The sequence below is a fragment of the Butyrivibrio sp. INlla14 genome (genome assembly GCF_900102515.1).
Classification (GTDB): Bacteria; Bacillota; Clostridia; order Lachnospirales; family Lachnospiraceae; genus Butyrivibrio.
In genome coordinates this window covers 44,987-58,268 of record NZ_FMVS01000021.1, presented here as the reverse complement: position 1 = coordinate 58,268, position 13,282 = coordinate 44,987, and the positions used below count along the sequence as shown (strand labels likewise).

The 13,282-nt window shown below is 40.8% G+C and carries 11 protein-coding genes; 2 read left to right on the top strand and 9 right to left on the bottom strand.

What is annotated here, in order from left to right; translation table 11 throughout:
- Positions 1–93: 93 nt before the first annotated feature.
- The 7 genes from BLO53_RS13490 to BLO53_RS13460 all read right to left on the bottom strand — a co-directional run bounded on the left by BLO53_RS13490 (position 94) and on the right by BLO53_RS13460 (position 7,947).
- Complete coding sequence (locus BLO53_RS13490) at positions 94–774, bottom strand: hypothetical protein (protein ID WP_092062677.1); 681 nt, start codon at positions 772–774, stop codon at positions 94–96.
- 137 nt (positions 775–911) lie between these two features.
- Positions 912–2,534 (bottom strand): DUF5722 domain-containing protein, encoded by a 1,623-nt coding sequence (locus BLO53_RS13485; RefSeq protein WP_092062674.1) that lies wholly within the window; start codon positions 2,532–2,534, stop codon positions 912–914.
- 26 nt (positions 2,535–2,560) lie between these two features.
- Positions 2,561–3,307: a tRNA pseudouridine(38-40) synthase TruA gene (truA, locus tag BLO53_RS13480; RefSeq protein WP_092062671.1), complete on the bottom strand. Its 747-nt coding sequence runs from the start codon at positions 3,305–3,307 to the stop codon at positions 2,561–2,563.
- Between the two features lie 132 nt (positions 3,308–3,439).
- Positions 3,440–4,624, bottom strand: coding sequence for an NAD(P)-dependent oxidoreductase (locus BLO53_RS13475; RefSeq protein WP_092062668.1), 1,185 nt, complete (start codon positions 4,622–4,624; stop codon positions 3,440–3,442).
- Between the two features lie 96 nt (positions 4,625–4,720).
- A complete protein-coding gene (locus BLO53_RS13470; RefSeq protein ID WP_092062665.1) occupies positions 4,721–5,293 on the bottom strand; it encodes an ECF transporter S component in 573 nt (190 codons plus the stop codon).
- Positions 5,294–6,048: 755 nt separating this feature from the next.
- Positions 6,049–7,446, bottom strand: coding sequence for a 23S rRNA (uracil(1939)-C(5))-methyltransferase RlmD (gene rlmD, locus BLO53_RS13465; RefSeq protein WP_092062662.1), 1,398 nt, complete (start codon positions 7,444–7,446; stop codon positions 6,049–6,051).
- Positions 7,447–7,554: 108 nt separating this feature from the next.
- Positions 7,555–7,947 carry a hypothetical protein gene (locus BLO53_RS13460; RefSeq protein WP_092062660.1) on the bottom strand — a complete coding sequence of 131 codons (393 nt, stop codon included), beginning with the start codon at positions 7,945–7,947 and terminating at the stop codon, positions 7,555–7,557.
- 198 nt (positions 7,948–8,145) lie between these two features.
- On the opposite strand from BLO53_RS13460, the gene BLO53_RS13455 reads away from it, so the two are divergent.
- Together BLO53_RS13455 and BLO53_RS13450 are read left to right on the top strand one after the other, a co-directional pair.
- On the top strand, positions 8,146–9,789 hold the full coding sequence (locus BLO53_RS13455; protein WP_092062657.1) for a hypothetical protein: 1,644 nt from the start codon (positions 8,146–8,148) through the stop codon (positions 9,787–9,789).
- 152 nt (positions 9,790–9,941) lie between these two features.
- On the top strand, positions 9,942–11,519 hold the full coding sequence (locus tag BLO53_RS13450; RefSeq protein WP_092062654.1) for a serine hydrolase domain-containing protein: 1,578 nt from the start codon (positions 9,942–9,944) through the stop codon (positions 11,517–11,519).
- A 43-nt stretch (positions 11,520–11,562) separates the two neighbouring features.
- Here BLO53_RS13450 and BLO53_RS13445 read toward each other — a convergent pair whose 3' ends face one another.
- Both BLO53_RS13445 and BLO53_RS13440 read right to left on the bottom strand, forming a co-directional pair.
- Positions 11,563–12,984: a DUF4153 domain-containing protein gene (locus BLO53_RS13445; RefSeq protein WP_092062651.1), complete on the bottom strand. Its 1,422-nt coding sequence runs from the start codon at positions 12,982–12,984 to the stop codon at positions 11,563–11,565.
- 81 nt (positions 12,985–13,065) lie between these two features.
- Positions 13,066–13,278, bottom strand: a complete 213-nt coding sequence (locus BLO53_RS13440) for a helix-turn-helix domain-containing protein (protein WP_026488275.1) — start codon at positions 13,276–13,278, stop codon at positions 13,066–13,068.
- Positions 13,279–13,282: the final 4 nt, after the last annotated feature.

The following is a 13,282-nucleotide window of genomic DNA, read 5'->3' as shown; positions in this document are numbered from 1 at the left end:
CAAAATATGTAACCAGTGAATAGTATAGCATAATTCCGGTACAAAAGAAAAGAGCGCAGGTCTCATTTCCTGCGCTCTAAAAAACTAATGATATTAAAAATCTACAAGCTCACCATTTCCAGCTGAAGTATAAGTCAAAATGTAGTTATCATATGCTCCCGCATTAAGTCCCACAACCTGAGAATTAGTGCTGCCTCCGTGGAAAGTGTATCCCACATCAGCGATATTTACTACATCAAAGCCGACAGCTTTTTTACCATTGAGGAACACTGTTCTGACGCCTACTCCCTGAATATCATGCTCTGAGTAATTAGTAGCTGAAACCTGTATGCACTCTCCAAGTTTGGTGGCATCCACATCAACTGATGTATAGGTGCAGTTGTCGGTTTCTGAGTAGTCAAAAGAGTACTTGAAATCCGCAGCATCCTTTATATCCACATTTTTGAACTGACCGTAGAGTATGAACTGCTGGTTTTTCTTGACTGCATCTGAATAGTCGTGAACCTTCATCAGCTCTTTTCCGCTCTTATCTAAAGCTGTAAAATCAGCCTTTATGGATATATCTCTATCAGTCTTATTAGTTGCAACTACTACGTAATAAGTACACCATCCAAGATCATCCGGAATCACATATTCGCTATCGATAAGAATCTGGCCGCCAGATTGCTCACTTGCGTATACTGTGAGCTGTCCTATTTCCAGTATGCAGTTTAAAAAAAGGAAAATAACTGACATTCCCACAGAAATTAAGCAAGAAAAAGCGCGTTTTTTCATGTATCAAGATCCTCCAACCAGATTTTTTTGATAATTCAATTATGCGTTTTTCAAGTAAATTAATCGATGGTAGCAATAGTTATTTAATCCTTTTTTTAGCTTTATAAAAAAACTATAAATCCCGCACCAGTACTGGCTTAGCGGGCATTCATCGCAGCATTCCAATCAGCTATTCCCATGTACCCGGCCGCCTGATTTATATACGCTCCAGAATTACCTCCATTCATCTGCTTAAAGTATTCGTAAGCTAGTTTCCTCCTGCCATCAAGGGCTGTGAGCCCAACAGAAAGCCCATCTCTGACTTCAATAGGATAATCCGTCTGGCGATTGAATATGATCATTCTGATATATCTGTTGGTCATTACCCTCTGATAGGCATAAACCATAGCAAAAGCCTGAGCCTCATCACCCTGAGTTGAGGAATATCCTATTTCCGTCAAAAGAATTGGTCTCACCTGCCACTTGGTTCCTAGCATATGTGGCAGGCACATATAGTCTGTAAGCTGTTCAATATTCTCCATTGAAAGATAAGGCGTATCAATCGAATGCTGGATCATAGAGGCGCTGAAAGGATTCTTGGGTGTCCAAAAGCTTGTCCAGGTCATAGGATAATTATAGGGGTGTTCAGCAAGTCCCCAGTCAAAGTTGCCCTGAGCACAAACCACTGCATTTATAGCCTCAAGCATACTCCTTGCAGAATAGTAAGAAGCCGGATTATGCACCTTTGTCCAGTTCTGATCAAGGCTGATGCATACTGTGGCATTTGCATTTCTACTTTTTATAGCGTTATAGCAGACTCTAAGAGAATCTGCATACAACTGGGCATAGGTAAGTTCATCAGAAACATTTGAATAGTTCCATACGTTTTTGGCATTCACCTCATTGCCAATAACCCAGTTATCCACCTGTCCCAAACCATTACGTCCGTTATATCTAAAGGCCAGGAAGGAAACTGTAGCTTCAAGCCACTCAAGGCCCGCCTGCTCTGAGGTGTTCATCATGTAGTAGTTAGATCTACCTGCTCCTCCTCTGGATGTGGGAGAAATCATAAATTCCTCTCCAGGCACATAGGGATTTAAAAGAACCATGGTAAGCCCAATCCCCTGGCTAGAGGTGGTCCTGACGCAGTGATCGTACTGACTTACGTATCCAGAATCAAAAGCATAAACCTTGCCATTATATTCATACTGGATAACGCCATTTCCACCAATGACATCTTCAAGGTTTATATTATAAGCGCCCTGCTGGACTCCAAGGTCTATAACCTCAGTATTTCCATTGCCAATCTTGGCTCCATCAAGTATAAGACCTTTTTTACCATTATTTTTTGGTGAAAGAGATACAGACGCCAGCACTTCAGGATTTGTTATATAGTGAGCGTTGGATACAGGAACTACAACGCCGCCCTGAAGCACCGCAACTTGAAACTTGTCGTATAAATGGCATTCTGTAGTGTTTAAGTTAAGTGGAATCTGATAAGAAACAGATGCCCCCATAGGCTTTGCCGCAACTGGTGCGCCTTCTGGGCCATTTTGATATACCTTTTCGGCATAAAGATAAAATACGCCATCATCACTATCAGGCAAGTCCTGCGCTGATACAGTGATATTCACATTTCCTCCATGTATTCTGGCAGAAGAAATGGACACTGCCCCTATTCCAGCTGCCTTTGCGCATATTGGAGCAGATAAAAAAACGAATGTTACTACAAAAAGACTGACAAATGCTAGCAATAGGTTTCTAGTAATTTTTTTGTTCATATACCCCCCGTACATAAGAAAAATTATTAGTAATCTACTTTCATCATGCAAAGCCCTTCTGGTCTGGCTGTAGGGCCTGCCTTACTTCTATCGCACGCTTCCAATATATCTTTTACGCTATCTGGTGATATTGTCCCGAAGCCGACCTCTAAAAGAGTGCCAGTCAGGATTCTCACCATGTTCTGTAAAAAGCCATTACCATGAAAATAAAACCTTATATAATTTCCACTCTTTTCAATGTTGATAGTATCAAGTGTACGCACCGTGGACTTTTTAAATTTCTTATTGCCACAAAAGCTCTTGAAATCATGAGTCCCGACTAAATGCATCGCAGCAAGCTTCATCTTATCTATGTCTGGCTCCTTGTCCAATACTGCAACATACTTTCTGTCAAAAACCGGCTTGGAAGTCCCATACCAGCAGGTATATCTATAAGTCTTGCCTATAGCATTGTACCTGGCATGGAATCTGTCAGAACAGGCCTTTACCTCGTTAACGCTTATATCTTCTGGAAGATACGCATTCATATATTCCTGTATTTGATTTTCATTAAGATCAGTATTTAGTATAACATTTGCTGTCATAGCTCTTGCATGGACCCCGGCATCAGTACGGCCTGCACCTATAAGCTCTACAGGGTCAGAAGAATCACCTGTCATTTTATTAAGCACATTCTCCAGTTTTCCTTGGATAGTGTCAACTCCCTGCTTCTTCTCCCAGCCATGATACCTTGTTCCATCGTAGCTGATCACAAATTTATAGTTCTGTTTCATCGAGCCCAAGTTCTCCAGTCTTTATCAGAATTTAGCATCTGTATCTATACTACCATAATATCAATCATCTTTTCACTAAAGAAAAAATGTAGGTGACAAATATATTTTGTACACCTACATCCTATTTTAACTTCAACACTGCTGCATGAACTTGTGCATATCCTCTGCAATCTGCTTGGATACTGCAACTGCTGCAACAACAGTCTTTGCTCCTGTAACCACATCTCCTGATGCAAAAACACCTGGTATTGATGTCTCCCCTAGTTCATTAGTGAATAAATTACCCTTTTCATTAAGCTTTAGGTCTTTTTCCTTACTGATTATCCTATCCTGAGGGATCTGTGAAATAGCGATTATCACGCTATCAGCCGGGATAAGCTTTTCTCCATTCTCTTCTTTAAAGACAGGGCCTTCGTCCTCAATCCTGACAATCGATCTTTGGTATTCAAACTTGACGCCGTCTACTTTAGCATACTCAAACTCAGTCTTAGAAGCTGATACCTCCTGACCTCTAACGTATACAGTCACTTCTCTTGAGCCATGTCTGATAGCCGTTCTTGCTACATCCATAGCTGCATTACCAGCTCCAATTATGGCAACCTTATCGCCAAGCTCGTACACATCAGGATTATTGAGGTAGTTTATTGCATAAAAAACATTTCCAAAGGTCTCACCTGGAATACCAAGTTTTCTGGGTCTCCAGGCTCCGGTCCCGATAAACACGCTCTTGTAGCCATCATTTAAAAGATCCTGAATGTTAGTAGAACCACCAATTGAGAAATTGGGTCTGAACTTAATGCCAAGTTCTCTCATCTTCTTGTAATACCTGTCCAGAATAGACTTGGGCAGACGAAACTCAGGAATACCATAACGCAGAATACCGCCAATCTTGTCATGAGTTTCAAACACAGTTATTGAATAGCCCTTAAGAGCCAATATAATTGCAATTGTTATTCCCGCAGGTCCAGCGCCTATAACAGCTGCTTTTATCCCATTTGATGGTGCCTTTTTTAGCTCAAGTCTCTCAAAGCAGGAGTCAGAAATATAGTTCTCGATTGAGGAAATATGCACAGGTTCTCCCTTTATTCCCCTGACACAGTTTCCCTCGCACTGATTCTCATGATTGCAGACAAGTGAACAGATCATGGAAAGCGGGTTATTATCAAACAGCATCTGTGCTGCTTCCATCATCTTATTTGCCTTAAAAAGCCTTATCATCTCTGGAATATTAGTGTGAATAGGGCAACCATTTTCCCTACATCTTGGATTAGGGCACCCAAGACAACGATTTGCTTCATCAATGACGTGTACAGACATAGAATAATCCTCCCTTAGTTTTAGGATTATTCTATATGAAAGCGCTTACAAAAAATACCTAAAATCGTGCAAAAATTCTTGATAAAACTGAAATGATCACATTTCTTTTTTCAAAAATTTCCTGAGTGCAGCCCAGATAATAAAGGCATAAGCAAAACCTATTGCTGCTGTTATAGCCTGATAAATTGAAAAATTAGTCTGAAATACAGAGAGCTTACCATATAATTTACTATCTGCCGGGATGAATGTAGGCAGTAACCACAAAGATATGGTAAGTCCCATAAAAGTTCCCTTTAATACTGCACAAATAACAGCTTTTATATAATTGAGTGGAGATTTAAGGCCATTTGCTGTAGACATACTCTTTTTTAGCAAAAGAGCTGTAGATATTGCAAGGACAATATTTCCAAGCATTATAAATGGAATTATAAGTGGAACCATGTTCATAACAGGAGATGCTGCAATAAGATATGCAGTAACAGGTGTTATAATGCACAAAAGAATGGCACATGGAAGATTAACTGACAACACAGCAATGATAATACAAGTGTTTATGATTGGACCGGTTATAAAAATGCTAACATTTTTAAATATCTGACTTATCACGCAGATAGCCAGAAGTGCCGCTGTAATCGCTATTTCTTTTACCCCAAAATACTTCTTGTTCATGATTTTCCCCCTATTATGCGTAAAATTATGACTTATTGCGGGTAAAAGCAGAATATCCCCACAAGAATTCATCTCTTATTGTACCATTTTTCGTTTAACAATTCATTACTATGATAATTCTTAGTTTCTGCTTTATTTTTCCTGAGTATTATTCGTCACCTCGTATTTGACTCATTACTTTCTTACTTCTTTTCTTGCTTCTTTTCTTGCTTCTTTTTCTTGCTTCTTTTTCTTGCGTTTTTGGGGCTCATTACATCTTTTTCTTGATTATGTCAAATACGGACACGTTAATTTTTTATCAATACGTTCAATTTTTCAAATTACATTTTCTAGTTGTAACAATTGACTTCAAAAACAGAATATCCCTTTTTACCTACTAGTCTCTTTACTGCCATTATCATATTTATTTCATAATAGCCGTAAATCCGACCAATATAATTGATAGCAATTTAATAAAACAGCCTGCTTCATACATCTTTTTATTCAATTGTGCCCTTACAGATGTAATCGAAAATTTTGCATTCATCCTTTTCTACAAATATCATTTTATAGATGTAAACTCATCAATTAGAATAACTTCCTCAGGCCAAAAGAGAAAATGCCCACAAGAATCTATCACTTCCTGTGAGCAAAATCGGTATATGCCCACAAGAATCTATCACTTCTTGTGAGCAAAATAGGTATCATTGATAATAGACCGGTCTCCTGTTGCCTGTTTTGGCCATCAGTGTTTGGACAGGCACATCATTTTACTATCAGTGTTTGGACAGGCACACCACAGTCTCTATAGATCTGGTGAATGGGAACATGTCCACAGGCACAGCCTTTTTAACCTTGTAACCGTCCTTGGTTATAAGCTCAAGATCTCTTGCAAGGGAATCTGGACTGCAGGAAATGTACACTACCTTCTCAGGGTTAAGGGCAATCATAGATGAGATAAACTCTGGTGTTGAGCCGGCTCTTGGTGGATCCATGAACACAAGATCAACCTTATCACCTGAATCAGCCATCTGCTGCATGAATCTTGTGGCGTCATTCTCGTAGAATGTAATGTTTTCCACATTGTTGATCTTGGCATTAAGCTTGGCATCCTTAACTGCATCTGGATTTAGCTCAACAGAAATCACCTCTTTAACATGAGGACTTGCAATAATACCAATAGTACCTACGCCTGAGTAGCAGTCAAGAGCTACCTCAGTGCCCTTAAGATCTGCAAGTTCAATAGCTTTATTGTACAGAACCTCCTGCTGGATAGGATTTACCTGGTAGAAGGACTTTGGACTAATCTTGAATCTCATGCCGCAGCACTCATCATAGATAAAGCCAGGTCCATACATAGGCTTTTCCTTGTCTCCCAGTATCATGCTGGTCTGCTTGTCATTAACATTAAGTACAATAGTTGTGATCTCAGGGTGTTCCTTCAAAAGAGCTTTCACAAAGTTATTCTTGGACGGGAAAATAGGTGATACTGTCACAAGAACCACCATGATCTCGCCAGTTTTTTTACCGATTCTAATAAGAACATGACGAAGAAGCCCATAACCATTGTCCTCGTCATAGGTCTTTATCTTAAAGGATTTGAGCATTCCACGGATTGAAGCGATGATAGCATCTGCCTTCTGGTCCTCCAATAGACATGAATCAATAGGAACTACGTCGTGGGTGCCTTCTCTATAGATTCCAGACACAGGATTTCCCTTTTTGTCATGGGTAAAGACTGCGTGGACCTTACAGCGGTAGTGCTCAGGCTCTTCCATGCCAACAAAGGCTGCAACCCTTGTATATGGCTCAAGTAGTTCGGCAACATGAGCATGCTTCTGGCGAAGCTGCTTGTCATATGGAGTATCTATCATCTGGCAGGCGCCGCACTTTTTAAAGTAAGGGCAACGGCTTTTCTTTTTATCAACTGCCATTTCCATATCTTTCTGTGTATTTCTGTCGCCAGGCCTGCCTACAGTATTTCTGCCAGCAGGCTTTTTCCCAAATGCCCCTGTTTCTTCATATTGAAAATCATGGCTCTTTATCTGTTTTTTCGCTTTAGCCTTATCCTGTGCCTTATCATCTGCCTTGCCTAAAGCCTTGGCTTTATCCTTGCCACCGCTCATCTTCTGATTTATCTTTTCAAATTTTCTCATTCTCTCGTTGTATGACATATTAATCTCCTAAACCCGGAAAATGCCTAGCTATCCTACATCAACCTGCATTTCCCATAAAAAACTTTGTAAAACAAAAGTAGGGGCGTTTAATCCCCTACTCTATTATCATTCCTCTTCGTAATCATCAGGACTATTCTCAAATTTCAGCTCTGGCATTTCCATTCCGTCACTTGTTTCCTTGACTGCCTCGCTCCTCCTGCGGATGCGCTCGGTGTTCTTGATCTCTCCGTAGTCTTTAAACTTGATTCCCTCAATGCCTGTAGCAAGTTCTCTTGCCCTCTGGAGCTCGCCCTTGTTGATTCTGAAGGTGCAAACAATCTTGCTGCCCTTTCTGTCAAACAAGCGCTGTATAAAATTCTTGTCCTGCCATTCTATAAAATATGAAATCCTGTGCGCAAGGAATCTCTCTTCGAGCTGCTTCTTGCTCTCTACGCTGTAGACCCTGCAGAATGGGACCTCATTATTAAATACCTGGTTGTTCTGGATAATTGAAGACATAACTACCTCTCATAACTACTTATTAAAAATCCAAAAATGATTATAGCATACTGAAAAAAAATTTTAAAAATTTTTAATCGACCTGCAACATCATTTTAAAAGATATTGTTATTAGTATTGTAACACGAACTTCACTAAGAGACCACATATGATGGGGAGAAAAACAAACGGAAGTTCAAAATATGGAGGAATGAAAAAATGTACAAAAAGACACTAATCAACTTAACAGCAATCACAATGGCTATGTCAATTGCCTTTGCGCCAACAGTAACAGCATTTGCTGCAGAACCAGCTACAGAAACTGAGATTCAATCTGTAATCGAGCCTAACGTTCCAGCAAGTGGCGGCCAGGAAGGTGAGGACGTTGGAGAAGTGATTGAAATTGGTGAAGGTGAAAGAGTTGAAGTAAACGAAGGAACAGTCACAGTAAAAGGAAACCCTGTTGGTTCAGAAAGCGAAAGTGCTGTTGAAGCTTCAAATGGTTCAATTGTTTTTGTAGAGGGCTCTTCTATCACCTCTGAAGGCACTGCAATAGAGGCAGACGGAGCAACTGTTGTAGCTTCTGGGGATTATGATACATATGATAAAAAAGATAACGTATCCGGAGATAAAGCAGGCATCAAGGCAACAAACGGTTCAACTGTTGCTGTAAATGGTGACGTTACAGGCGCAGATGCGATCATAAGCGATGGCACAGGCCTTATTGTAGTTGAAGGTGACGTACATGGCACAAGCGGTGCCGGATTTGTAGTAGAGTCAGCTCCTGGCAAGGCCGGCGGAATCGTGATCGTAGATGGTAATATTAAGTCTGATGAGCCAATGTCTAACCCAGGTAAGATCATCCTTATCACTGGAAATAACTATGGTTCCTACACTGATTACAGCAGTGCAGGCAAAAAAGAGACAACAGATGAAAACGGCAATACAAAGGTAGAATATGATTACGAGGCAATTGCCAAGGCTATCATTGATTCTTTTCCAACTTTCTATGCCAGTGAATACAATGGAGTTTCAATCCAGCAAAACTATAGCATAGCTGAAAGCGGAATGGATACTAGCACTTTCTATGAAAATTATCTTAGATCACAGTATAATGACAAAACAAACTTCATTATAGGAGTAGATACTTCCGACAGTAGTAACTACCAGATCCTGGGAGGCTATGACGAGAACATGTTCAAGGAATATGGACTCTATACCATTTCTGGAAAATCAGGACTCAAAATAAGCGCCAAGGACGGATACACTATTACAGGTGGCGAAAACGCAACTGTAATCGATAACGGAGACAATACTTATACAGTTAAAATCAAAGGCTGGCATGGCGGAATCAACATTACAGCTGTACTTAAGCCAGCTACAATCGCTGTTGCTGCAAACAATGGTTCTGAAGCACAGTATGTTGCATCTGAGTCTCAGGAACCTGAAATTGTAAATGTTCCAGTTCTTTTTGCTACTCTTTCAATTGAAAACTCAAGTGAACTTCCAGAAGTTCTTGGTGCTTCTCTTGAAGATGGCGTTGTAACTTCAAACAAGCCAGTAGTTACAGTTAAGGCTAATGGTAACCTCACAGCACTCCAGTACAAGAGAGCCTTCATCGATACAGTTAAGAACGCTCCACAGGGTGCTATCGTAAGACTTGAGACATCAGCTTCATACTGCATCGACAAGATGATGATGGAAGCCCTTGCTGCTCGTGCAGACCTTACACTTGAAGTTACATTCCCAGTTAACCATGAGAAAACTACAGTTGTGGTTCCTGCTGGTTACGACCATATGAGTCTTCTTGATGAGAACGGATATTGCGGATTCCTTTATCTTGCATCTGTTTTCAACAAGTAATAAAGCCAACCCCCGCTATATTTTCATAGCTTTAAACCTTTCCGACGTACTGACTATTAGTTTGGAGTAGATCAGTGCACCACCCCTTCGGTCCCCAGCCGAAGGGGTTTTTGTGTTAGAATGAATATAATTTAAAGCACAAGGAGCCTCATATGTTTGAATTTGAAAGATGTTTGCCAGAAGAAGCAGGTGTTTCATCAAACGCAATAAAAGGATTATTGCAGTACCTGGATAAAAAAGACATACCCATGCACTCTCTTCTTGTCATGAGAAATGATAAGCTCATTTTTGAAAAATACTATGCACCATGCACAGAAAATACCCTTCACAGGATGTTTTCTATAAGTAAGAGTATTACTGCCCTTGCCATATCTCTTTTGGCTGACGAGGGCCGTATTGATCTTGATGAATCGATCGCGACTTATTTCCCGGAATATACTAGCGAAAATACTCATAAGTGGATCAAGGATACCACCATCAGAAACATGCTGATGATGCGCACCTGCCACGCTTCCACAACCTACAAGGTGGACATGAAATCTGACTGGGTAGAGAGCTTTTTTACCGTAGTTCCAACCCACAAGCCAGGCACAGTTTTCCACTACGACACTTCTGCTGCCCATGTGCTCTGCGCTTTGGTGGAAAAAGAGACAAAGATGCCCATGCTTGATTATTTAAAAGAAAAAGTATTAAACCACTTGGACTTTAGTAAAGATTCTTACATGGTAAAGGATCCCTTTGGGGTATCCATTGGCGGAAGCGGTCTTGTGGCAAAGCCTATGGATATCCTGAAGGTTTTATATCTTTTGGATAAAAAAGGAACTGTAACCTGCAGCGATGGTATAAAGCGTACTCTCCTAAACCCTGAATTTATCGAGCTTGCAACTTCTAATCTTAGCCCCAGCATAATGACAGGCCCGATTCCCAGTGAATCTATGGGCTATGGCATGCAGATATGGCAGAATGAAAAGGGCGGCTTTGTCTTGTACGGCATGGGTGGTCAGCTTGCTATCAGCATTCCTGACTACAAGCTCCTTATCATGACAACAGCTGATACTCAGGGCATCGCCGGAGGCAACCAGGTAATTTATGATGGAATCTACAATCTCCTGCTGCCAGCTATCAAAAATACTAATGTTGGTACTACCTCTGATTCAAATTCCATAAGTACTGACAGTCACCAAGATGGCGTTACAGCTGAAAATGGATCTGGCAGGACCAGCCCATACAGCGAGCTTGTCAAGTACGCTGACTCCCTTAGAGTTTCCCGCCCGCGGATTCCTGGAAAGCCTAATGAAAATCTGACAATCTGCAGCAGTGTCATCCAAAACAAACTTGGCAACCAGGCTAACAGCAAATCAATCCGCCTAAGCTACAAATTAACCGAGAATCCTCAGAAGTTTAAAGAGCTTTCTCTTGAGCTTAACGAGACCGGGAAATCAAGCCTTATCCTGATAGCCTCCGACGACTCTGATACCATGACCATCGACTTTTCTTTATCTGACATGGCAGAAGGAAATATAAAAAAATATGACGCCTACTACACAGCAGGCGCCACATGGCTTAAAGATAACGACCTCTACATTCGAGTTCACTTAATCGGCGAATGCGTCGGTTCTATAAGGTTTGAACTCTTCTTTGGCGATAAGGACATAACCGTCTTTATGCGTAAGGTTGAGGAAACCTATTTCAACGAATTTAATGGGCATCTATACGGAGAACTCAGATAATATCCTCATTAACTATAGGTTTCTGTTTTTAGCTCTTTTAACATTAGAACTTGAACATATCAATAACAGAGAATGATACTGCCGCGAGGATGATACCTATCTGAGCGGCAGGTATTTTTTTATAAAAACGAATGATCAAAAGGATGCACCATGCTATCACATTCATTACAACCCATGAAGATAAGATTCTTCTAGGTGTCCAGCCGTAGTAGCCCACATATACGCCCATCAGGTTAAAGGCCGCCATAATTGCAAATCCAAGGGCAAAAATAAAAAGAACTGTCGCAAGAATCCTGGTTCCCTTTTCTTCCCAGAGGGCTTTCTTTGAAAAGATGCAGGAGCAGGCGATCACAGCAAAGTTCATAAGAACTACTCTTATAAGGCTCCAGAAGCTACTCAGAGCTCTTTGGCAGGCCTCAGGTGCTGACTCAGCAAAAAGTCCCTTGTGAGCGATAAAATCATTGATGGATGCGCCTAAAAACAGGGCATATACAAAGCATACGCTGCCAATCACTATATAAGCCGAGTACGAAGGAAGCAGATGGTAACTTCTGGTATCCTCCTCAAAGTCCTTAATCCTGTAGTAAGGCTTGTCGCGGAAAAGAGATCCTCCAACAAGTCCAAAGAGATACGCTCCTACAGGGATAGACACGATCAGCATCACGAAATTTTCCCAGATATAATCCCAGAACTTCTGCTTGAGAAAATAATCAAGGTAATTAAAGAACTTATCCCCCAAAACTGCAAAAGTCTCAGAAGCAGATGTAAGCTCAGCGACTGCGTACAGACAAACAATAGCTGCAATCGCAAGACTGACTATAATAGTGATCACTGTTGCCTTGTTTATCTTCTTGGCTGGATGCTCGCTTTCATACAGTTCATCATCCATTTCGCCCTTTTTAAATATGGCATTTATTCTCAAAAAGAGATTTGCAAAAGGAACTGTAATAAATCCCTGGAAGCTGTCTATTATAAACATCAGTCCACTTCTGCCAGCAGCAAGTGTGCCTGTTCTTGCAAGAACGTAGTAGACAAAAGAAAAATGCCATAGCACAAACTGATAAAATGCCCAGTCTTCATGAGTTCCCCACAGGGTATAAGCAAGTGACTGTAGAACAATACACATAGCATATATGGCCGGCTCAATAAAGGATTTCTTCTTCTCTTTAAGGCTTTCGTAGGTAACGCCAATCTTATATGCAAAAACCTCTGTGCATGCAACGAAAACTATAGCAAAAATGAGTCTTCCCAAATAAGGGAATCCTGATACTATTCCACTATTCTCTATACCGTACTTAACATAGATAAATCCAACTATATAGCTAATTACTGCTGCCCATTTGAAAACATCCTTCTGAGCATTACTAAGAATCCTCCCAACCTTTTGTGCATTTGCAGGCGCAGCAGCCGCTTGTGGCGTAACCTGTACATACTGAATCTGCTGATTATTAGTGTTTGCTTCCATGTCTCCTCCTTTAGAGTCTATTGTCTTGTCTGAATAGTAAAACACTCGACCTGATCTCTTTCTTCACTCATCTTTCTTCATTCATCCTTCATCATCCGGAACATATTCCAGAATATCCCCTGGCTGACAGCCAAGCTCTTTACAAATGGCATTCAAGGTTGAAAACCTTATTGCCTTGGCCTTGTTATTTTTTAGAATAGACAGATTGGCTGGAGTTATATCAACTCTCTCTGCCAAATCTCCTGCGCCAACCTTACGCATGGCCATTACAACATCCAAATTTACTCTGATCATGGTC

Coding starts and splice junctions, on each gene's coding strand:
- BLO53_RS13455 (WP_092062657.1), top strand. CDS start 8,146: ATGTACAAAAAGACACTAATCAACTTAACAGCAATCACAATGGCTATG.
- BLO53_RS13490 (WP_092062677.1), bottom strand. CDS start 774: ATGAAAAAACGCGCTTTTTCTTGCTTAATTTCTGTGGGAATGTCAGTT.
- BLO53_RS13445 (WP_092062651.1), bottom strand. CDS start 12,984: ATGGAAGCAAACACTAATAATCAGCAGATTCAGTATGTACAGGTTACG.
- truA (WP_092062671.1), bottom strand. CDS start 3,307: ATGAAACAGAACTATAAATTTGTGATCAGCTACGATGGAACAAGGTAT.
- BLO53_RS13440 (WP_026488275.1), bottom strand. CDS start 13,278: ATGATCAGAGTAAATTTGGATGTTGTAATGGCCATGCGTAAGGTTGGC.
- BLO53_RS13470 (WP_092062665.1), bottom strand. CDS start 5,293: ATGAACAAGAAGTATTTTGGGGTAAAAGAAATAGCGATTACAGCGGCA.
- BLO53_RS13450 (WP_092062654.1), top strand. CDS start 9,942: ATGTTTGAATTTGAAAGATGTTTGCCAGAAGAAGCAGGTGTTTCATCA.
- rlmD (WP_092062662.1), bottom strand. CDS start 7,446: ATGTCATACAACGAGAGAATGAGAAAATTTGAAAAGATAAATCAGAAG.
- BLO53_RS13485 (WP_092062674.1), bottom strand. CDS start 2,534: ATGAACAAAAAAATTACTAGAAACCTATTGCTAGCATTTGTCAGTCTT.
- BLO53_RS13475 (WP_092062668.1), bottom strand. CDS start 4,624: ATGTCTGTACACGTCATTGATGAAGCAAATCGTTGTCTTGGGTGCCCT.
- BLO53_RS13460 (WP_092062660.1), bottom strand. CDS start 7,947: ATGTCTTCAATTATCCAGAACAACCAGGTATTTAATAATGAGGTCCCA.